The sequence below is a fragment of the Paenibacillus silagei genome, assembly GCF_017874735.1.
Classification (GTDB): Bacteria; Bacillota; Bacilli; order Paenibacillales; family Paenibacillaceae; genus Paenibacillus_AQ; species Paenibacillus_AQ silagei.
On record NZ_JAGGLV010000030.1, the window covers coordinates 48053 to 67135 of the forward strand.

The 19083-nt window shown below is 48.4% G+C and carries 28 protein-coding genes; 26 read left to right on the plus strand and 2 right to left on the minus strand.

The annotated features are described in order from the left end of the window. Nucleotides 1–18: 18 nt before the first annotated feature. The 14 genes from rplO (at nt 19) to rpsI (ending at nt 8290) form a co-directional block, all read left to right on the plus strand. On the plus strand, nt 19–459 hold the full coding sequence (gene rplO, locus J2Z70_RS29180; RefSeq protein ID WP_209878865.1) for a 50S ribosomal protein L15: 441 nt from the start codon (nt 19–21) through the stop codon (nt 457–459). Next, the gene (secY, locus tag J2Z70_RS29185) at nt 459–1757 is read left to right on the plus strand and encodes a preprotein translocase subunit SecY (protein ID WP_036721825.1); all 1299 of its coding nucleotides are present in this window, start codon (nt 459–461) and stop codon (nt 1755–1757) included. The genes rplO and secY overlap by 1 nt, the downstream gene beginning before the upstream one ends. Before the next feature lie 98 nt (nt 1758–1855). After that, a complete protein-coding gene (locus tag J2Z70_RS29190) occupies nt 1856–2500 on the plus strand; it encodes an adenylate kinase (protein WP_036721823.1) in 645 nt (214 codons plus the stop codon). 4 nt (nt 2501–2504) lie between these two features. Continuing rightward, a complete protein-coding gene (gene map, locus J2Z70_RS29195) occupies nt 2505–3257 on the plus strand; it encodes a type I methionyl aminopeptidase (RefSeq protein ID WP_036721822.1) in 753 nt (250 codons plus the stop codon). Between the two features lie 11 nt (nt 3258–3268). Then, nucleotides 3269–3577 (plus strand): KOW domain-containing RNA-binding protein, encoded by a 309-nt coding sequence (locus tag J2Z70_RS29200; protein ID WP_036721819.1) that lies wholly within the window; start codon nt 3269–3271, stop codon nt 3575–3577. A gap of 2 nt (nt 3578–3579) precedes the next feature. Further along, nucleotides 3580–3795 carry a translation initiation factor IF-1 gene (gene infA / locus J2Z70_RS29205; protein ID WP_018753971.1) on the plus strand — a complete coding sequence of 72 codons (216 nt, stop codon included), beginning with the start codon at nt 3580–3582 and terminating at the stop codon, nt 3793–3795. A 53-nt stretch (nt 3796–3848) separates the two neighbouring features. Continuing rightward, nucleotides 3849–3962 carry a 50S ribosomal protein L36 gene (gene rpmJ / locus J2Z70_RS29210; RefSeq protein WP_003322638.1) on the plus strand — a complete coding sequence of 38 codons (114 nt, stop codon included), beginning with the start codon at nt 3849–3851 and terminating at the stop codon, nt 3960–3962. A gap of 19 nt (nt 3963–3981) precedes the next feature. After that, the gene (gene rpsM / locus J2Z70_RS29215) at nt 3982–4350 is read left to right on the plus strand and encodes a 30S ribosomal protein S13 (protein ID WP_036721817.1); all 369 of its coding nucleotides are present in this window, start codon (nt 3982–3984) and stop codon (nt 4348–4350) included. 19 nt (nt 4351–4369) lie between these two features. Continuing rightward, nucleotides 4370–4765 (plus strand): 30S ribosomal protein S11, encoded by a 396-nt coding sequence (gene rpsK / locus J2Z70_RS29220; RefSeq protein ID WP_020427052.1) that lies wholly within the window; start codon nt 4370–4372, stop codon nt 4763–4765. 131 nt (nt 4766–4896) lie between these two features. Continuing rightward, the gene (locus J2Z70_RS29225) at nt 4897–5841 is read left to right on the plus strand and encodes a DNA-directed RNA polymerase subunit alpha (RefSeq protein WP_036692422.1); all 945 of its coding nucleotides are present in this window, start codon (nt 4897–4899) and stop codon (nt 5839–5841) included. A gap of 42 nt (nt 5842–5883) precedes the next feature. Beyond that, nucleotides 5884–6249: a 50S ribosomal protein L17 gene (gene rplQ, locus J2Z70_RS29230; protein WP_019908254.1), complete on the plus strand. Its 366-nt coding sequence runs from the start codon at nt 5884–5886 to the stop codon at nt 6247–6249. 179 nt (nt 6250–6428) lie between these two features. After that, complete coding sequence (truA, locus tag J2Z70_RS29235) at nt 6429–7208, plus strand: tRNA pseudouridine(38-40) synthase TruA (RefSeq protein ID WP_036721814.1); 780 nt, start codon at nt 6429–6431, stop codon at nt 7206–7208. A gap of 231 nt (nt 7209–7439) precedes the next feature. Beyond that, the gene (gene rplM / locus J2Z70_RS29240) at nt 7440–7877 is read left to right on the plus strand and encodes a 50S ribosomal protein L13 (protein WP_209878867.1); all 438 of its coding nucleotides are present in this window, start codon (nt 7440–7442) and stop codon (nt 7875–7877) included. Between the two features lie 20 nt (nt 7878–7897). Then, nucleotides 7898–8290: a 30S ribosomal protein S9 gene (gene rpsI, locus J2Z70_RS29245; RefSeq protein WP_036692433.1), complete on the plus strand. Its 393-nt coding sequence runs from the start codon at nt 7898–7900 to the stop codon at nt 8288–8290. A gap of 66 nt (nt 8291–8356) precedes the next feature. Here the strand turns inward: rpsI and J2Z70_RS29250 are convergent, their stop codons facing one another. Next, nucleotides 8357–9250, minus strand: coding sequence for an ImmA/IrrE family metallo-endopeptidase (locus J2Z70_RS29250; RefSeq protein ID WP_209878869.1), 894 nt, complete (start codon nt 9248–9250; stop codon nt 8357–8359). 86 nt (nt 9251–9336) lie between these two features. After that, nucleotides 9337–9735, minus strand: a complete 399-nt coding sequence (locus J2Z70_RS33525; RefSeq protein ID WP_342593068.1) for a helix-turn-helix domain-containing protein — start codon at nt 9733–9735, stop codon at nt 9337–9339. Between the two features lie 250 nt (nt 9736–9985). Here J2Z70_RS33525 and J2Z70_RS29260 point away from each other — a divergent pair, with 250 nt between their 5' ends. The 12 genes from J2Z70_RS29260 to J2Z70_RS29315 all read left to right on the plus strand — a co-directional run bounded on the left by J2Z70_RS29260 (nt 9986) and on the right by J2Z70_RS29315 (nt 19081). Continuing rightward, nucleotides 9986–10459 (plus strand): sigma factor-like helix-turn-helix DNA-binding protein, encoded by a 474-nt coding sequence (locus tag J2Z70_RS29260; protein ID WP_036721921.1) that lies wholly within the window; start codon nt 9986–9988, stop codon nt 10457–10459. Between the two features lie 97 nt (nt 10460–10556). Next, on the plus strand, nt 10557–10979 hold the full coding sequence (locus J2Z70_RS29265; RefSeq protein ID WP_209878871.1) for a hypothetical protein: 423 nt from the start codon (nt 10557–10559) through the stop codon (nt 10977–10979). Next, nucleotides 10976–11248 carry a hypothetical protein gene (locus J2Z70_RS29270; protein ID WP_036721808.1) on the plus strand — a complete coding sequence of 91 codons (273 nt, stop codon included), beginning with the start codon at nt 10976–10978 and terminating at the stop codon, nt 11246–11248. The genes J2Z70_RS29265 and J2Z70_RS29270 overlap by 4 nt, the downstream gene beginning before the upstream one ends. A gap of 3 nt (nt 11249–11251) precedes the next feature. Then, nucleotides 11252–12697 (plus strand): phage tail sheath family protein, encoded by a 1446-nt coding sequence (locus J2Z70_RS29275; protein ID WP_209878873.1) that lies wholly within the window; start codon nt 11252–11254, stop codon nt 12695–12697. A gap of 14 nt (nt 12698–12711) precedes the next feature. Then, nucleotides 12712–13230: a phage major tail tube protein gene (locus J2Z70_RS29280; RefSeq protein WP_209878874.1), complete on the plus strand. Its 519-nt coding sequence runs from the start codon at nt 12712–12714 to the stop codon at nt 13228–13230. 12 nt (nt 13231–13242) lie between these two features. Next, on the plus strand, nt 13243–13563 hold the full coding sequence (locus J2Z70_RS29285; RefSeq protein WP_051477757.1) for a phage tail assembly protein: 321 nt from the start codon (nt 13243–13245) through the stop codon (nt 13561–13563). A gap of 149 nt (nt 13564–13712) precedes the next feature. Beyond that, nucleotides 13713–16667: a phage tail tape measure protein gene (locus J2Z70_RS29290; RefSeq protein ID WP_209878876.1), complete on the plus strand. Its 2955-nt coding sequence runs from the start codon at nt 13713–13715 to the stop codon at nt 16665–16667. Then, entirely contained in the window at nt 16664–16864 is a 201-nt protein-coding gene (locus tag J2Z70_RS29295) for a tail protein X (protein ID WP_209878878.1), read from the plus strand. The genes J2Z70_RS29290 and J2Z70_RS29295 overlap by 4 nt, the downstream gene beginning before the upstream one ends. Before the next feature lie 14 nt (nt 16865–16878). Continuing rightward, entirely contained in the window at nt 16879–17901 is a 1023-nt protein-coding gene (locus J2Z70_RS29300) for a phage late control D family protein (protein WP_245368616.1), read from the plus strand. Then, nucleotides 17902–18318 carry a phage baseplate assembly protein V gene (locus tag J2Z70_RS29305; RefSeq protein ID WP_209878882.1) on the plus strand — a complete coding sequence of 139 codons (417 nt, stop codon included), beginning with the start codon at nt 17902–17904 and terminating at the stop codon, nt 18316–18318. It abuts the gene before it with no gap. Continuing rightward, nucleotides 18315–18755 carry a phage tail protein gene (locus J2Z70_RS29310; RefSeq protein ID WP_245368610.1) on the plus strand — a complete coding sequence of 147 codons (441 nt, stop codon included), beginning with the start codon at nt 18315–18317 and terminating at the stop codon, nt 18753–18755. Before J2Z70_RS29305 ends, J2Z70_RS29310 begins: the two co-directional genes overlap by 4 nt. Further along, nucleotides 18752–19081: a lysozyme gene (locus tag J2Z70_RS29315; protein WP_209878884.1), complete on the plus strand. Its 330-nt coding sequence runs from the start codon at nt 18752–18754 to the stop codon at nt 19079–19081. The genes J2Z70_RS29310 and J2Z70_RS29315 overlap by 4 nt, the downstream gene beginning before the upstream one ends. Nucleotides 19082–19083: the final 2 nt, after the last annotated feature.

A 19083-nucleotide genomic window follows, 5' to 3' on the forward strand; every position in this document is an offset into this window, starting at 1 on the left:
CATAAGGAGGTGCAAACGATGAAGTTACATGAACTTGCTCCAGCTCCTGGATCACGGAAAGAACGCAACCGCGTTGGTCGTGGACCAAGTAGCGGTAACGGTAAAACTTCGGGCCGTGGACACAAAGGTCAAAACTCCCGTTCCGGCGGTGGTGTACGTCCAGGCTTCGAGGGTGGACAAAACCCACTCTATCGTCGTCTGCCTAAACGTGGTTTCGTCAATCCTACCCGTAAAGAGTACGCGATTGTGAACCTGGAAGATCTGAATAGCTTTGCAGAAGGAACAGAAGTAACTCCTGAGCTTTTGCTTGAAACTGGTGTTGTCAGCAACACTAAGAGCGGCATCAAGATTCTCGGCAATGGTGAACTGTCTGTTAAATTGACTGTCAAAGCAAATAAGTTCTCTCAATCTGCGGTAGAGAAAATCGAAGCTGCCGGCGGTAAAACCGAGGTGATCTAATGTTCAAGACGCTTAAGAATATATGGCATGTTGAAGATTTGCGCAAAAAGATCCTGTTTACCCTGTTCGTTCTGATCATTTACCGCATCGGTTCGTTTGTACCGGTTCCCGGTGTGAACAAAGAAGTACTGGAATCAACAAATCAGGGCGGAGACGCTTTGATGGGTCTTTTGAACACCTTCTCGGGCGGAGCGCTCAAAAACTTCTCGATTTTTGCGATCAGCATTTACCCGTATATCACAGCATCCATCATCGTTCAATTGCTTTCGATGGATGTTGTCCCTAAGTTTGCCGAATGGGCTAAGCAAGGGGAACACGGGAAAAAGCAGCTGGCGCAAATTACGCGTTACGGCACAGTAGTGCTAGGTTTGATCCAAGCGTTTGCCACATCTATCGGGTTTAACCGGATTTATGGCACTGAGATGATTCCAAATGCAACCTTTGCGGATTACCTGCTTATTGCGATCATATTGACGGCGGGTACATCGTTCTTGATGTGGTTAGGTGAGCAGATCACTGAAAAGGGTATAGGAAACGGGATTTCGATCCTGATTTTTGCGGGAATCGTCGCCGCCTTTCCGGGATATATCACCACTACGGCGCAATCAAGCTTCATTCAGCCGGGTCAGATGTTCCTGAATATTCTTAAAGTCGTTATTGTACTGATCGTGGTTGTTGCGATTATTGTCGGGGTGATCTTTGTTCAACAAGGTATCCGTAAAATCCCTGTACAATATGCCAAGCGCGTAGTCGGTAACAAAATGTACGGTGGACAGAATACGCACATTCCGCTTAAAATTAATGCGGCTGGTGTAATTCCTGTTATCTTCGCCGTTTCACTGCTTCAATTCCCGGTCGTTTTATCGAGCTTCTGGTCCACCCACGCTTGGGCTAAATGGGTCTCGGCCAATCTGGATCATACCAAGCCGCTCGGCATGCTGCTGTATGTAGTCATGATCATCGGATTCACGTTCTTCTATACGTTTGTCCAGATGAACCCGCAGCAAATGGCTGACAATATGAAAAAGAATGGCGGATACATTCCAGGTATACGTCCAGGTAAGGCTACTGAGAAATATCTGACTAGAGTTATGTCGCGTCTGACCATGTCCGGTGCGCTCTTCCTGTCATTAATCTCTGTACTGCCAGTATTATTTGGATCGTTGTCCGGGTTACCGAAGCAAGTGCAGATTGGTGGTACGGCACTGCTGATCGTAATTGGTGTTGCGCTGGATACCATGAAGCAGATCGAGAGCCAATTGATCAAACGCCATTACAAAGGCTTCATCAATAAATAGGCGATAGGTTCCGGAGAAGTACCTAAGGCTTTAAACTTCCCGGTACCTATTGTGCTGTTTCTTGCTTGGTGGCGAACTTTCGGGGGGAGAAGAGAATCGTGAACATATTATTCATGGGCCCTCCTGGGGCAGGCAAGGGAACACAAGCCGCTGTTGTTGTAAAAGAGTTGGGTATTCCTCATATTTCGACTGGTGATGCATTCCGCTTGGCTATTAAGCAAGGCACACCGGTTGGACTTAAGGCCAAATCTTATATTGATCAAGGGTTGCTTGTACCTGATGATGTGACTATTGGAATCGTCGAAGAACGGCTGCAGCAGTCCGATTGCGAAAAAGGTTTTTTATTGGATGGCTTTCCAAGAACCCTTTCGCAAGCGGAAGCGCTGGGAGAAATCCTCAGCCGGCTTGGAACTTCACTGGATCACGTTGTCAACTTGAATGTGGACCGCGGACTGCTGATGGCGCGTCTTACCGGACGCCGGATCTGCTCAGTATGCGGAACATCCTACCATTTAATTTTCAACCCGCCGAAGCAAGAAGGCGTCTGCGACATTGATGGCGGAGAATTGTATCAGCGTCCGGATGACAACGAAGAAAGTGTAGGCAAGCGTCTGGATGAGTACGATAACAAGACAGCGCCGCTGCTTGCATTTTATGACGATAAAGGTCTTGTGCGTCAGGTCAACGGAGAAAACGAAATCAATGTCGTTTCTTCTGAAATCGTATCTATGCTGCGGGGTTAATGTAATGATCATTTGCAAATCCGAACAGGAACTTGTCTTTATGAGGGAAGCTGGTCGAATTGTTGCCGAGAGTCACCGTCTTATTGCTGAAGCTATCCAGCCAGGCATTACTACCGGTGAGCTCGACAGAATCGCCGATGGGTACATTCGCAGTCAGGGTGCTGTGCCGTCTTTCAAAGGCTACAACGGTTTTCCTGCCAGCATTTGCGCTTCAGTCAACGAACAATTGGTGCACGGATTTCCAGGGAAACGCAAACTGGTAGAAGGCGACATCGTTACGCTGGATATCGGTGCAGAGTACCGTGGTTATCACGGTGATTCCGCCTGGACATACGGGGTGGGCAGCATTTCCGAAGAGGCTCAGCGTCTGCTGGACGTCACGGAAGGCTCCCTGTACGCTGGACTGGCGTTAGTCAAACCGGATGTGCGCTTGTTTACAATCTCCCATGCCATTCAGTCATACATTGAAGACGCCGGATTCTCCGTTGTCCGCGAGTATGTTGGTCATGGCATTGGGGCAGAACTGCATGAAGAACCGCAAATTCCGAACTATGGCATAGCGGACCGCGGACCACGTCTGAAGCCGGGTATGGTACTCGCCATTGAGCCGATGGTTAACGCTGGAGAACGTTATGTCAGAACGCTGGATGATAACTGGACGGTCGTTACGGTAGACGGTTCACTGTGCGCTCACTTCGAGCATACAGTAGCAGTTACACCGGACGGCATGGAAATTTTCACAAAACTGAATGCGTAGGTGATCTTCACGTGAATACTGGGAGCAGCCCGCAGGTTGGTCAAATCGTGAGAATTCTCAAAGGCAAGGATGCCGGAGAGGCTGCCGTTGTTATCGCAGTTGTGGATAGCAGATTTGTATATATTGCTGATGGGGACAAACGTAAGTTTGACAGCCCAAAGAAGAAGAATATTCAGCATTTGGAGCTCATACCCTTCATCAGCAGTGAGATTGTAGACAGTTTGGAAGAAACCGGCCGGGTCACCAACGGAAAGCTGCGGTTTGCAGTGATGAAGTATGGCCAGCCCGCTGGAAAAAGTGCTAATGAGAAAGGAGACTAACTGTGGCTAAGGAAGACGTCATTGAGGTAGAAGGAACGGTTATTGAACCGTTGCCTAACGCAACTTTTAAGGTTGAGCTTGAGAACGGTCATCAAATACTTGCCCATGTGTCCGGGAAATTGCGGATGCACTTTATCCGTATCCTAACCGGAGACAAAGTGGTCGTGCAGTTATCGCCTTATGATTTATCAAAAGGCCGTATAACTTACCGTAAATAGATGGGAACTACAACAAAAGTTTTGCTTCGCAAAACTTTGAGGAGGTAATTAACATGAAGGTAAGACCTTCTGTAAAGCCCATTTGCGAAAAATGCAAAGTCATCCGCCGCAAAGGGACTGTTATGGTAATTTGCGAAAATCCGAAACACAAACAAAAACAAGGTTAAGAAGGGGGTGTAGCGTAAAATGGCTCGTATAGCTGGAGTGGATTTGCCACGTGATAAGCGCGTTGAGATCGCCTTGACTTATATTTTCGGAATCGGTAAAACGACTTCCCAGAAAATTCTTAATGAAACAGGCATTGACGTTAACACACGTGTCCGTGATTTGACGGAAGATGAAGTCAGCAAACTGCGTGAAACGATCGACAAAGAGGTTAAGGTTGAAGGTGACCTTCGTCGTGAAATTTCCTTGAATATTAAGCGTCTTACTGAGATCGGCTGTTACCGCGGTGTTCGTCACCGTCGTGGATTGCCTGTTCGCGGTCAACGTACCAAAACCAATGCTCGTACCCGTAAAGGCCCGCGTCGTACTGTAGCAAACAAAAAGAAATAAGAAGAGGTGATAAGAGACAATGGCTAAACCGAAAAAAGTCGTACGTACGAAACGTCGCGACCGGAAAAATATCGAGTCTGGCGTGGCACATATCCGTTCCACGTTCAATAACACTATCGTTACGATCACGGATCCCCACGGAAATGCAATTTCCTGGGCAAGCTCCGGCGGTCAAGGATTCAAAGGTTCCCGTAAATCGACTCCATTTGCAGCGCAAATGGCAGCCGAAACAGCTGCTAAGGCAGCTATGGAACACGGCATGAAGTCCGTTGAAGTTATGGTTAAAGGACCGGGCGCGGGCCGCGAAGCAGCCATCCGTTCCCTTCAGGCCGCTGGTCTTGAAGTAAACCTCATTAAAGACGTTACTCCAGTTCCTCACAATGGATGCCGTCCGCCGAAGCGTCGCCGCGTTTAGTACAATCAGAATTGTGATTGTGGTATAATTCTGACGCATCTGCTAATAATAGGTGTTTAGGCATACTACATGATACACCTGATGGGGTGACTGTTTCATATAGGAGCGACGTTTGAAGGAGGGGTACACTCGTGATAGAAATCGAAAAGCCGAAGATTGAGACCGTAGAAGCCAATGATGATGGGACCTATGGGAAATTCGTAGTTGAACCGCTGGAACGTGGATATGGCACGACTCTGGGGAACTCGCTTCGCCGGATCCTGCTTTCCTCCCTTCCGGGAGCCGCAGTGACTTCGGTCCAAATTGACGGCGTTCTGCATGAGTTCTCGACCGTTCCCGGCGTAATGGAAGATGTGACGGAAATCATCCTGAACCTTAAAGCTCTGTCTCTGAAGATTCATTCGGATGAAGAGAAAGTGTTCGAGATTGATGCTGAAGGAGAAGGCATCGTTACCGCGGGTGATATCCGTGCGGACAGCGATGTTGAGATCCTGAACCCGGATCTTCATATTGCAACGCTGGGACCTGGCGCGAGACTGCACATGCGCATTTTTGCAGGCCGTGGTCGCGGCTACGTCCAAGCGGACCGGAACAAACGCGACGATCAGCCAATTGGTGTAATTCCAGTTGACTCTATCTACACTCCTATTTCACGTGTGAATTACGGTATTGATAATACCCGTGTTGGTCAAGTGACTAACTACGACAAGTTGACGCTGGAAATTTGGACAGATGGCAGTATCCGACCGGAAGAAGCCGTTAGCCTTGGAGCCAAAATTTTGAACGAGCACCTCGTTCTGTTCGTAGGTCTTACGGATGAAGCGAAAGACGCCGAAATTATGGTTGAAAAAGAAGAAGACAAAAAAGAAAAAGTACTTGAGATGACGATCGAGGAGCTTGATCTTTCTGTCCGTTCCTACAACTGCCTCAAACGTGCCGGTATTAATACCGTGCAAGAGCTGACTACGAAAACTGAAGAAGATATGATGAAGGTTCGTAACCTGGGCCGCAAATCTTTGGAAGAGGTTCAAGAGAAGCTTGAGGAACTTGGTTTGGGACTTCGTACAGAAGAATAGGACCCCGGAGTTCTTGAGACTTGAGTGAAGGAGGGAAAACAAATGGCATACCAAAAATTGGGCCGTGATTCCAGCGCGCGTAAAGCTTTGTTCCGCGATATGGTAACGGATCTGTTCCTATACGAACGTATTCAGACAACAGAAGCCAAAGCGAAGGAAGTTCGTTCCATCGCTGAGAAACTGATTACTAAAGCGAAAAAGGGCGATCTTCATGCTCGCCGTCAAGTAGCTGCATTTGTTCGTCGTGAGACTGTAGATGGTGAACAAGATGCAATCCAAAAATTGTTCTCTGACATTGCTCCACGTTACACAGAGCGTCCAGGCGGATACACTCGTATCCTGAAGCTGGGACCTCGCCGTGGCGATGCTGCGCCTATGGTTTATCTTGAACTGGTAGACCGCGCGTAGTTTCACAAGCCATGATTTCCGGATGTACGCTTTACGTATTTAACGTTATTGTACTGCAGGGCATAGTACCCTGCCGTGCAAATAACCGCGGGAATCACCTTGTATAGAGTAGAAGGAGCTCCCGCCGGGGCTCTTTTTTTTGAGAATAAATTAAGTATATGGACCAACAGGAGAATGAAATGCGCAATCTATTGATGAAAGTCAATTATGACGGTACCCACTATGATGGCTTTCAGACCCAGCCTCAGGGCAATACGATTCAGGACAAGCTGGAGCATGCTATTCAGCATCTGACCGGTGAGACGCTCAAAATCACGGGCTCAGGACGGACTGATGCAGGGGTGCATGCTTATGGCCAACCTTTTAACTTCATAACCTCCTCACAGATTCCGCTGGAGCGCTGGTGTCTGGCGCTGAATGCCAGGCTGCCGCAGGATATCGTGGTTACTGAGGCTGCTGAGGTTCCGCTCTCGTTCCACTCCCGTAGAGGGGCGAAGCGTAAAACCTACCGCTACACGATTAACGGCAACCGGTTCCCGGACCCGTTCCAGCGGCGCTGGCAGCATCATCATCCGATGAAGCTGAACGTTCCTGCGATGGAGCTGGGGCTAAGCGCGCTGCTGGGTACCCATGATTACACCTCGTTTGCGTCCAGGAAGTCTACCAAGACTTCGCATGTGCGGACCATTTATGAGGCTTATCTTGAAGTAGACCGCAGCATGTGCCGCCCGGGCTCTCCTGACCAGGGAGTGATCCATACCTATATTACAGGCAGTGGCTTTTTGCAGCATATGGTACGCATTATTATGGGCACGCTGATGCAGGTGGGGCAAGGTAAAATCAGTGCAGATAGAATGCCTGTCATTCTTGCGGCTTGTGATCGTGCAGCGGCCGGACCTACAGCTGTGTCTAAGGGGCTGGCACTCTGGAGTGTGGAATATGACGAGATAGACGACTAAACGGCCGATACTATATTTTTTATGAAAATAAGTACTGATTGTTTAAAAATCGCTTGCGCTTGTCATGTTTATACTGTAATATAAAAGTTGTGTTTTCTTGATGGCTATCCCACAGCCCCGATCAAGGAAATGCCAACAAATAAGTTTTTTAACTCACTAAATTGTAATTCAATCGCGAAACAAGATATACGAAACAGATGATTTTCGTACGAGAACAAGGAGGAAACATTCATGCGTACCACCTACATGGCGAAGCCGAACGAAGTTGAACGCAATTGGCACATCATTGATGCCGAAGGCAAAACACTTGGCCGTTTGGCAAGCGAAGCCGCTGCTCTGATCCGCGGCAAACACAAACCGCAATTCACTCCACACGTTGATACTGGTGATTTCGTAATTGTTATCAATGCTGAGAAGATTCACCTCACAGGTAAGAAAATGCAAAACAAGAAATACTACCGTCACTCGATGCACCCAGGTGGCTTGAAAGTTACCGTTGCGGAAGAACTGCTCAAGACCAAACCTGAGCGTATGATTGAATTCGCAGTTCATGGTATGATTCCTAAGACTCGTCAAGGTAATCACATGAAGCTGAGACTCAAAGTATATGCAGGCGTTGAACATCCACATGCAGCACAAAAACCTGAAGTTTACGAACTTCGCGGATAAGAATAAAGGAGGACAGTTTCATGGCACAAGTACAATACTATGGGACAGGTCGTCGTAAACATTCGGTAGCACGTGTTCGCCTTGTACCGGGTGAAGGACGCATTGTCATTAACAAACGTGAGATGGACGAATATTTCGGTGTTGAAACACTGAAAATGATCGTAAGACAACCTTTGAACCTGACTGAAACTCTGGGCAGCTACGATGTAATCGTACTTGCACATGGTGGCGGCATTTCCGGTCAAGCTGGCGCAATCCGTCACGGGATTTCCCGTGCATTGCTCAAAGTAGACCCTGAATATCGCGGTACGCTGAAGAAAGCCGGCTTCCTGACACGTGACCCACGTATGAAGGAACGTAAGAAATACGGCCTCAAAGCTGCTCGTCGCGCTCCACAGTTCTCGAAACGTTAAGAATCCCTTGTTCTCAAGGAAAAGAAGCTCCTGGCCTATTGCCGGGAGCTTTGTTTTTGTTACCCCTCACAAAAATCTTCGCACCGTACTCTGATCCGCTTCAAAGATCTGTTCAACATCTCTCATTTGGAGTACAAAGTTTCGTTTGGATGAACCATACCGGTGTACAAGCTGGTGAAGCTGTAAGGTAAGCTGTCCATCGAAGCAGATCAGATCTCCCCTTGCGGCTGGCGCAAGTTCGAAATTCCTCAGGGCATCCAGCTCAATTTCGTGAAACCTCTCCTCTAAAGGAATCCTCCATTCAGTTCGTGTAGATAACGTGTGTTGATCAAGACAGACAATAAGCTGATCGGGGCCATCCAAAGTGCTGTGAGGATCATAATAGGCAAAGACTGCTGGCTGCTCCGAAGCTTGGCACCATTCCTCTTCAGCTTGATAAAAGGCATACGGATGCTCTTTTCTCTTCTTAGGCCACATTTCTCCTTCATACTCCCGACGTAAGATTTGATCAAACCGGATTTTGGCCATATCTATGGGTACACCAAAGAGCTCTGAAATCTGCTGAACTGCAATAGAATATTCATCGGATAAACTGTAGGTTTGGAGCATAAAAAAGGGCATAGTGGCATAAAGAACGAATTTCTCGGCATCCTCCTCCTGAGCTTTGATGAAGGGGATAGGCATTACCGTCTGATTGCCAGCGTGTCTCAGGATGTGGCATAGCTCATGCAGAAAATCAAACCGCTGCTTCATAGGAGAATCCCGATTATCCAGAAGTATATAACGTACACCTAATGAGGACTCATAGGCACGGCTTGTCATCGGCGCATAATTAACAAGCACATCTAACTCCTCTGAAAGCTTAGGAATCGTGATGTCCTCTGGTTGCAGAATCGAATGTGTTATGTAGAGGTCCTCCACGAAATGTTCCAAATGTGTTTTTGTATAATGAATAAACATAATAAACCTCCAAAATAGAATGTATGTTCGTATATATGGATATGCGGAATCAGCCCGTTGGCTGAAACCACGATTTGTACTACTTTTTAATTGGTGTCTGAAGAATCGGCTTTTTTCTTTTCTTGGTCTTTGATGAATTGCCAGAAGGTTAACATTTCCCGCTTGCGCTCATCCGGTGCATCCAGATAATCCTTGAAAAATAGCCCATGCTCCGGATTGTTTAAAAAAGCTTCAAACTCAGACAGCTCAGATAATGATGAAGACGAAGTGTCTTCTGCGCCTCCATTGGCCAGACGATCCAGTTCTTCGGTAGTGATCCCTAAAGCACGGCAAACCTTAAGAACATTATCAACAGAAGCTCCTCCGACACCCCGCATTAGAATGGACCTCAGCGTAGTATAAGGAATTCCTGCCTTTTCTGAAAAAGCCTTGGTGTTCAGGCCGGTTTCCTCGATTAATCGCTTTAAGACTTCAGCCCTTTGCACACGCAGTCCTCCTCAAAATCATCAGTGTATACGCTACTTCGTATTCTTAAGTTTATTGTAAAAGGTTTGAATTCAAATGTAAATATGCATTTTCGTATTATTTCGGATATAAGGCTTGACATAATGCGAAAATGAGCATAACATGATTTAAAAATACGAAATTGAGTACATTTAAAATTATTTTCGATAAGGGGGAGTAAACATGTGGTGTATAGAGCAGGAGGATTTGGAACTTCTGGATTCGAATTGTGTGCAAAAACTGCTTCCGGAATATCAAATTTCTTTAAAGAGTGTAGAGCAATTATACAGAAATGCAGATGCGGATGATAAGAAGGTAATCGCCGGAATGGTCAGTGACTGCAAGTATGTGATTGAGTGGCTGAGCAGCGGACGCCGGCCGGGGAACAAGCGGGGAATTGAACGGCGTGCGGGATATGAGCGGGAAATTCTGTTAGAGCCGGTTCGTATGCAGAACTTTACCGCCGGGTTCAATGCGGTCCCTTCTGAAGGACTTACTGAGGATCAATGTTTTCAATTGGAATATGTTTTGGGGCTGTTAAGCAGAAGGGAGCGGGAGTGCTATATGCTGGCTAACGGTGAAGGATTCTCGCATGTTGCTATTGCTGGAATGCTCATGATTTCGGCAGGCAGCGTAAGTGAGTACATCCAGCGGGCACAAAAAAAGATCAGCTCCGTAATGGAGGAGTATAGGTCCCTTATCTGACAAAGTGAGCTTATTATAAATAATTGAATGGGTTTGTCTAGTGAAAGCCCCTAATAAATAGAAGGGAGGTTAACCAACGTAAATAAGGAGGGCGACAGTGACCATTACATTATTAATTTTGGCCATTCAAAAGTTTCTGCAAAAGGAGTTGGCTGATGATACGCAGCCCGTTCCCCCAGTGCAGCTGGGATATCTTCCAACGAATACAAGCGTAAATCCGGTCTATCCGGTAATTATGATTCGGCCTGCTGAGGGTGAAGGAGATTCTGGCCAAGGGCAAATTCAAATGAAGCTTCAATTTGGTACTTATTCTGAAGATGACACAGGCCTGGTTGAGCTGCTTAATCTGATGGAGCGGGTACGTATCCTGCTATTGCGCCAGAGAGTTCTTGAACAGAAATTCAGGTTGGAGGCCAGTTGGACATGGAAGCTTGACGAAGAGCACCCTTCAGCAGTCTGGAGGGGCGAACTTACAACAACCTGGGCATTGCCCCAAATTCGACAGGAGGTAGTATTGTGAATTCTATTGAAAATGAAGACCAGAAACAAACCCAGCGGGAGACGATCCGGATTTATCTGGGGCCTAACCTGCGTGGCGGTCAACTGCTGCAATCCACCGTATTCCGTTCAGGTATTCCATCTTATTTAACGCCGTTAATGGCTGAACAGCCGGATGTGGCAGAACTGATTGTACCTGTTGATGAAATGACGGAAGTGCAGGAGCGCATCCTTCAAGCGGGTACCGCTGAATATACAGTCTATCAAAGGCTTCTAGGGAAGGGGAACTAATCAATGGCATTTAAACATGGTGTAAGCATTATTGAACAATCAACTTCGGTTCTGGCTCCGGCAAAAGCAACAAGCGGTATTCCTTTTGCAGTAGGTACGGCTCCGCTCCATCTGGCGACGAAGGCTGTACCCGTTAATACTCCCGTGCTTGTGAATAACTACGCGGAAGCCGTTGCGGCTCTAGGATATAGTGAAGACTGGTCAAAATACACGCTGAGTGAGTTAGTATATTCTCATTTTGCCTTGTACGAGAGAGCTCCCATGATCCTGGTCAATGTGCTTGACCCGGCTGTCCATAAGACAACGGTTGCTCCTGCGGCGGTGACTGTCAGTAATCGGCTGGCGACCGTACAAGCCGAAGGCGTGTTGCTGTCAACGCTGGTTGTTAAATCTTCAGATGGCGCTTCTACTTATGTGTCCGGTACGGATTACACGGCTGCTTTTGATGAGAATGGACATGTACTGATTACTACGAAGTCTTCTGGGGCTATTGCAGCCAATGCAGATCAGCTTTCCGCCGGATATGACAAGCTGAATCCCGGTGCTGTAGAAGCTGAGGATATCATTGGAGGCGTAACCGCTTCGGGTGAATACACTGGTTTTGAACTGATTCATCAGGCTTACCCGCGTTTCGGGATCCTTCCGGATCTACTGCTGGCCCCGGGCTGGTCGCATTTGCCTGCAGTTGCCGCAGTGATGAAGGCGAAGGCCGGAAATATTAACGGGAATTTCAAAGCGATTGCCCTGACGGATATTGATCCATCCCGATCTTATACAGAGGCCGGTACTTGGAAAGCTAACAATAGCTATACGGGTGCTCTGCAAATTGCCGCCTATCCGATGCTGACGCTTGGGGATAAAAAATATCATTTCTCCACTCAGCTTGCCGGTCTTATTGCTGCGGCGGATGCTGATAATGGCGGTATCCCTTTTGTATCGCCTTCAAATAAGCCTCTGCAAGCGGATGGCACTGAACTGTCCGATGGGACAAGCCAATTCCTCGGAATTGATCAGGCCAGCTTCCTGAATAGTGCAGGCATTGTAACAGCACTTAATTTGGGAACAAGCGGCTGGAAGAGCTGGGGGAACAACACCGCTGCGTATCCGGGCGTAACCGATCCTAAAGATAGCTTTATTCCGGTCCGCCGGATGTTCAACTGGATCGGAAACAGTCTCATTCTGACCTATATGCAGAAGGTGGATGACCCGATGAACAAACGGCTGGTAGCTGCGGTTACGGATTCAGTCAATATCTGGCTGAACGGCCTGACAGCATCGGGGGCTCTGTTGGGCGGTCGGGTAGAATTCAATGAATCCGAGAATCCGGTGACAGATCTGATGGCCGGTAAAATTACATTCCATCTGCATCTTACCCCGCCTGGACCGGCACAGGAGATTTCCTTCCTGCTTGAATACGACACAACATATTTAGCTGCGCTGGTAGCGTAGAAGGAGGAACAATAATGCCAAAAAGATCAGAACGGGTTATTGATTATTCGGTGTACTTGAATGCCGTCGATTACTTGGGAACAGCAACCGCGACTCTGCCGGAAATTACTTACCTGGTAGATACCATCAAAGGGGGCGGGATTGCCGGAGAAATGGCGGCGCCTTCTCCAGGGTATACGGGAGCGATGAGTCTGGCGCTTAAATGGCGCACGATTGAGAGTGCAGCAGCCTCTCTACTGGCACCGAAGGTCCACACGTTGGATCTGCGTGCTTCCATTCAGACGTTCGATACCGCAACAAGTGAATACCGCGAGGTACCGTTTAAGGTTACTGTCCGGGCGAGACCGCTCGGCTTGACACTCGGTAATCTGGAGACTGGAGCAGCAATGGATACTACCAACAACTTCTCGGTTAACTATCTGAAGGTCACCCTGGATGGTGTTCAGGTACTGGAAATTGATAAGTATAACTACATTCATAAAGTATACGAAGTGGATTACCTTGCGGCTACTAAACAGAATCTTGGTCTATAAGGAGAGAGCACGATGGGAACAAAAGAATTGGAGGAGACCGGAGCGGAAGTATACACTTTCGCCCGGCCCGTCAACTTTGAGGGCGATACGTTTGAAAGCCTGAGTATTGATTTTGATAAGTTAACCGGCGAGGACATTCTCACCTGTGACCGGCAGTATCAGATGGAATCTGCCCGTCAATCTGGCGGGGAATTGATTAAAGAGACCAATAAAGCTTATCAGGCGTATATTGTGGCCAGGGCTGCTGGTGTTCATGTGGGGCTGATCAAAGCTCTGCCCGCTAAGGATTTCACAAAACTTACCTTACAGGCACAAAGTTTTTTGCTGCTGTAGGCTGCGGAGACGGCGATGGGATCAAAGACATCGCCGTCTCTTTGGCCATGCTTACCCACACTCCAATCCCCTATTTTCTCAGCCTGCCTGTTGAGGAACTGGGGGATTGGGCAGAGCGGGTGGCGAGAATTAAAGGAGGGAGGTAACTTATGGCAGGTTCAGGTTCAGGCAATCCAAGCAGCATCAGTGAGCTTATTGTCCGGTTGAATGTATTGGTGAATCCAAATGTTCCCCGCTCTGTCGAGGAAGTGGAACAGCAAATTAAGGATTTGGAAGACGTGCTTAAGGGGCTGGCCAGGGCGGGCTACTTCGATCAACTGCGCGGAGATGCTGAGGACGCTGGCGACGAAGCCGAGCAACTTGGTGACAAACTTAAGGCTGCTTTCGAAAAAGTGGATTTCTCTATGCTGACTAAAGCGGTTGAACCCCTAAAAGCCGTATGGACGGCTGTGAATGATTCTGCCGGGGCAATGGCGCAGCTTCAGGCATCAACCGGATTAACCGCCGCTGAGATGAGCGGAATGAAAGAAATCTCCGATAGCCTGTACAGTCAGAATTACGGTAAAAACTTCGAAGATATCGGTGAGGCGGTTGGAACGGTACAGCAAGTTCTAGGCCAAACCGGAGATGAGCTGGAGAAGACCACCCAGACGGCTATGACGTATCGCGATGTTTTTAAGGGGGATATATCAGACTCAGTACAAGCCGTTGACGCGATGATGCAAAAGTTCGGCATCTCTTCAGAGCAGGCATATAATCTGATGGCCCAAGGTGCGCAGAAGGGGATGAACACATCCGGCGGGCTTCTAAGTGCCGTAGAGAAGTATAGCGCTGACTTCAAGAAGATGGGATATTCTGCTGACGAGATGTTTGAGTTGTTGAGCTCTGGCATGGACAATGGTGGGGATTCCCTTGAAGGTCTTGCCGGGGTTGTGAAGAAATTCAGCTCAACAGTGAAAGAGGGCTCAGATTCCACAAAGGCCGCCGTCTATGAGCTGTTTGCACCTGAGCAGCTGAACCAATTCAGTGCTGCACTTGTAAGCGGCGGAACGAAGTCGAAGGAATTCGGCGAATTGGTGAAAGTGGCCGGGAAGAATGGAGCTGTTGCCCTGGTCAAGGATTTGAAGGCGGGCGGAGACTCGGCGAGTAAGGCCATGCTTCAACTGCGCAAGACAATGGGCAGCGGGGATGAAATCTTCAAAGGGCTGGCAGATGGGTCTATGACCGGTAAGGATGCCATGAATCAGGTGATTGGCAAATTAAAAGCAATTAAAGATCCGGTTCATCAAGCGGCCCTTGCCAGCGCTATATTCGGGGCTCAGTTTGAGGAAATAGGAAACAAAGCGGTGTTGTCGCTGGGCCAGACGCGGCATCAGTTTGATATGACCCGGCAAACGATGGATGAAGTGTCTGCGATTAAGGACAATACGCTAACCGAGCAATTTTCAGCCATAGGGCGGGAGTTGATGTCCGGTCTTGTGGTTCCTCTGGGAGAGAGCGTGATGCCGGCGCTTCAGGGGCTGACTAGCTGGGCGTCAGACAACAAAGAAGTGCTGATGGTTATCGGACTTGCAGCGCCCACCGCAGTATTGGCTACCAAGGCAGTGAAGATTGTTCAGGAGTTCTCCACGATCATTAAGGCGGCCAGCGGGGCCAGCGGAGCGGCTGGAGGATTTGCGGGGGCACTGGGATTGCTGACCAATCCCGTAGGTCTCGCTGTTGCCGGTGTGGGGCTGGTCACAGCAGGGGTCATCGCCTTCAAAAAGCATCAGGAGGATGCGCGCCAGGAGCTTTTGAATATGGGGGATGCACTGGATGAGTCCTATGCCAATTATGCGGGTGTTGAGGAGACGACAACCAAAACCCAGGATTTAATTACCGAGTACGATCGGTTGACAGATAAGATTAAGGACGCAAAAACTCCTGCTGATGAATTGGCAGAAGCCAGAAGAAAGCAAAGAGATGTGGAACAAGAGCTTATTGACATGAATCCGGATATTCTGTCTGCAGAAGACTTGAAAAGTGGCAGATTCAGCGATCAACTTGGGCTTATCGGGAATCTTGCCAAAGCCCAGGAGGAGATGAGCCGACGAGATCTGGAGCACGAAGTACTATCAGCACAGGCGAAATTGCCAGATTTGGAGGATGAATATACAGCATCGACCGAAAAACTCGCCAAGCAGTATGCTAAATATGATACTGATATGGCGAAATTTCAAGATTATCACGAGTACTTAAATCAGCTTGATGAGATTTGGGCGGGAAAGGGAAGCGAAAAGGAGAAAGTAGTAGAAATAGATGAAGTTCTTGCAAAAATAAATAAAGCCCAAAATACAGATTACTCTGATAAGGGTGCTACGGCTATTGAGAGAATTAGGGAGGATTACAACCAGTACAGGACTTCCTTCGATGACAAGTACGCTGAAATTAAAGAGACCGAGAGTGATAAAAAAGAAGCTGAAAGCAGCATGCTCTCTTATTACAATTCCCAAAAAAAATTAATTGAGCTTAATCTCGGAGGCACCTTGGAAGAGCAAGCAGCAAAATACAAGGATATGTCCCTTGCTCAAAAAGAAGTGTTCACTCAAGCATTGATTGATACGGCAAGCCTTAATAATGAGGTGGATAAACTGCCTGCTGATAAGATAGTGAATGTTCAGGTCCTATGGGAGCAGACGGGAGCGGTTCCAAACTTCAATGTTACGGGAGTTCCTGGGGCAGAGGAGGGCCAAGAAAGTGTTAAAACTAAAAAGAAACCCTACCTGCCACTCTATGGAGGGCATAAATTGGCCGAATATGCTGAAGGCGGTATCGCATACGTGCCCTCTATTTTTGGTGAGGCTGGCCCTGAAATTGCTATTCCCTTAAACCGCAAGCCCCGGTCGAGGTCTTTGCTTGAGAAGGCAAATGATTTAATGGGGTATAATAATAATTCTGTTAACAATGGGGAGATCCATGTAACTTGGGCGCCTAGTGTAACCCTTCAGGGTGGCGATAAATCTGTAGCCGAACAGGTACGGGAGGCTTTAAGGCAGTCTGAGGACGGATTCGAACGCCGGTTCAAGTCGATGCTAGTGCAACAGAGGCGGGTGAGCTTCCAATGATCTATAGAACGGTACAAGGCGATATGTGGGATGGGATTGCTTTTAAAATCTATGGAGATGCCCGTTTCCTGACGCTGCTCCTGAATGCTAATCCGGCACATGCTGCTGTCAGTGTATTCTCAGGCAATATTGTACTGAATGTACCGGAGCTGCCCTCCGACATATCCAGCTCATTACCTCCTTGGCGAAGGGAGTGAAGCACGTGGAACTTATGCAGGATGCACGCAGAGCGGTACTCGAGCTGCGCTATAACGGAAAGGACGTTACTCAGGATATCACTAAATCGCTGACAGACTTTCAGTATAATGATGCTGCCTCGGGTTCATTAGATGATCTTACAGTTACGCTTGAGGATAGGGAGCGCAATTGGCAGGGGCCTTGGTCACCAGTTGAAGGCGATCAACTGATTGCTGCCATCCGCACGGTCAACTGGGACAAGCCGGGTGAAGTCAAGAAGCTGCCGCTGGGCACCTTTGAGGTAGACAGTATTGATTTTAGCGGTCCTCCTGACACGATCTCAATTAAGGCGGTCTCGCTTCCTGTTACCTCCGAGGTTCGGATGCAGCGCAGCTCACGCAGCTGGGAGAAAACCAATCTGAAAACAGTAGCCGCCCAAGTGGCCAAACGCGCGAAGCTCAAATTAATCTATGAGGCTCAGGACAACCCCTCTTATGATCGGCTGGAGCAGTCGGAGGTGTCGGACTTGGCCTTTTTGCTGAACACAGCTACGCAAGAAGGTATCGCAATTAAAGTATCATCTGGAAGCCTGGTGCTTTTTGATGAACAGGAATATGAACAAAAAGAAGTGGTGGCCACAATTGTGCGCGGGGAGGCCAATGTGACAGATTACAGCTTCACTTATAATACTGCCTATGCAGCTTTCCGGGCATGTACAGTGACGTATACTCCATCACAGGGCAAAGAGTCCTTGAAGGCCACGTATACCCCTCAAGGCGCGCCTAAGAGCGGTCCAATTCTTAAGATTAATGAACAGGTCGACTCGCAAGCAGATGCTATGCGGCTGGCCCGTAAAAGGCTCCGGGAAAAGAATAAAGAGGGCGGCAAAGGTACTCTCTCGCTTATGGGAGATCTAAGGATGGCCGCAGGACTCACGATTAATATCAAAGGCTGGAAGCGGTTTGACGGTAAATACATTATTGAATCGGCAAGGCACTCAATTGGAAGCAGCGGATATACAACCAGTCTGGACATTCGTAAAGTATTGGGGTGGTGAATGGTGATACTTATTGGCAGGGTATCTACAGCTAATCTGGCAGCCGGAAGTGTCAGGGTTACTTTTGCAGACCGCGATGATATGGTTTCCGGCGAGTTACCGGTTCTAACACCGGGCGGCTGGGGAAAAGGCAATGCAGTACCGTTGCCGGGAGAGCGGGTCGTGTGTGCTTTTTTGAATCATGCGCGTTCCGGTGGCATCTGTTTGGGAACCTATTTTGCGGATGACGGTCAGCCTTCCGGCACCCAGGATCAGCGGGGAGTATGGTTTGAGGATGGCAGCTATGTCTATTATGACCGTATAGCCCAAAAGCTGAATGTTAAGGCAAGCGGCGGGGTGAGGATCGAGGGAGACTTAACGGTTACCGGCAAAGTGTCTGCCAGTGCATTTCATGATGGAGGAGGCAGAACCGGATGAGCGATAAGGGCAGCAAAGACCAGAAGCAAGATTATAAGATGAATAAAATTGGCAGTCTAGGCCCGGTCGTGTTTGTTGTTGCGGAAGGAGCGATTCGTACCATAGATGAATTCAAACGCAGCAGCTCCAGCCGGTGGGCGCAACATGACATTATCGGCAAGAAGCCCAAGAAGGAATTTCTGGGACCGGGCGCAGATTCGGTTTCATTCTCGGTTCATTTCTCGGCGGCGCTTGGCCTTAATCCGCGCAAAGAGCTTGACAGGCTTACCGAGCTGGACCGTGCCGGCAAAGCGATGCCCTTAATCATAGGACGCAAGAATGTCGGGGTTGGGCTATGGGTGATCAGCAGTCTGTCGCAGGATTGGAACAGGCTGGATAGCATCGGCAATGTGCTGGACGCACAGGTCACGATCTCGCTTGAGGAGTATGTGAAATGATATATACCATTGATATGACTCAGCCTAGCCTGATTGATTTTAGCCCGTTAACAGTAGCAGAGGAAGTGGCTCAGAATATAAGGATGATCCTGGCTACTCCGCTTGGGAGCGCACCGTTGGCCCGTGGAGTTGGTCTGGACTACTCGATTATTGATGAACCGGCATACATCGCTGAATCCCGCCTGACGGCAGCGATCATCACAGCCATTACAGAGCAGGAGCCGCGCGCAATCGTGGCCGATATTTCTTTTCACAAGGATATAGAAGAAAAGCTTACAGGCAGCTTGGCCGTTGTATTGAAATATAGCCTGGCAGAGGAGGAGTAGGA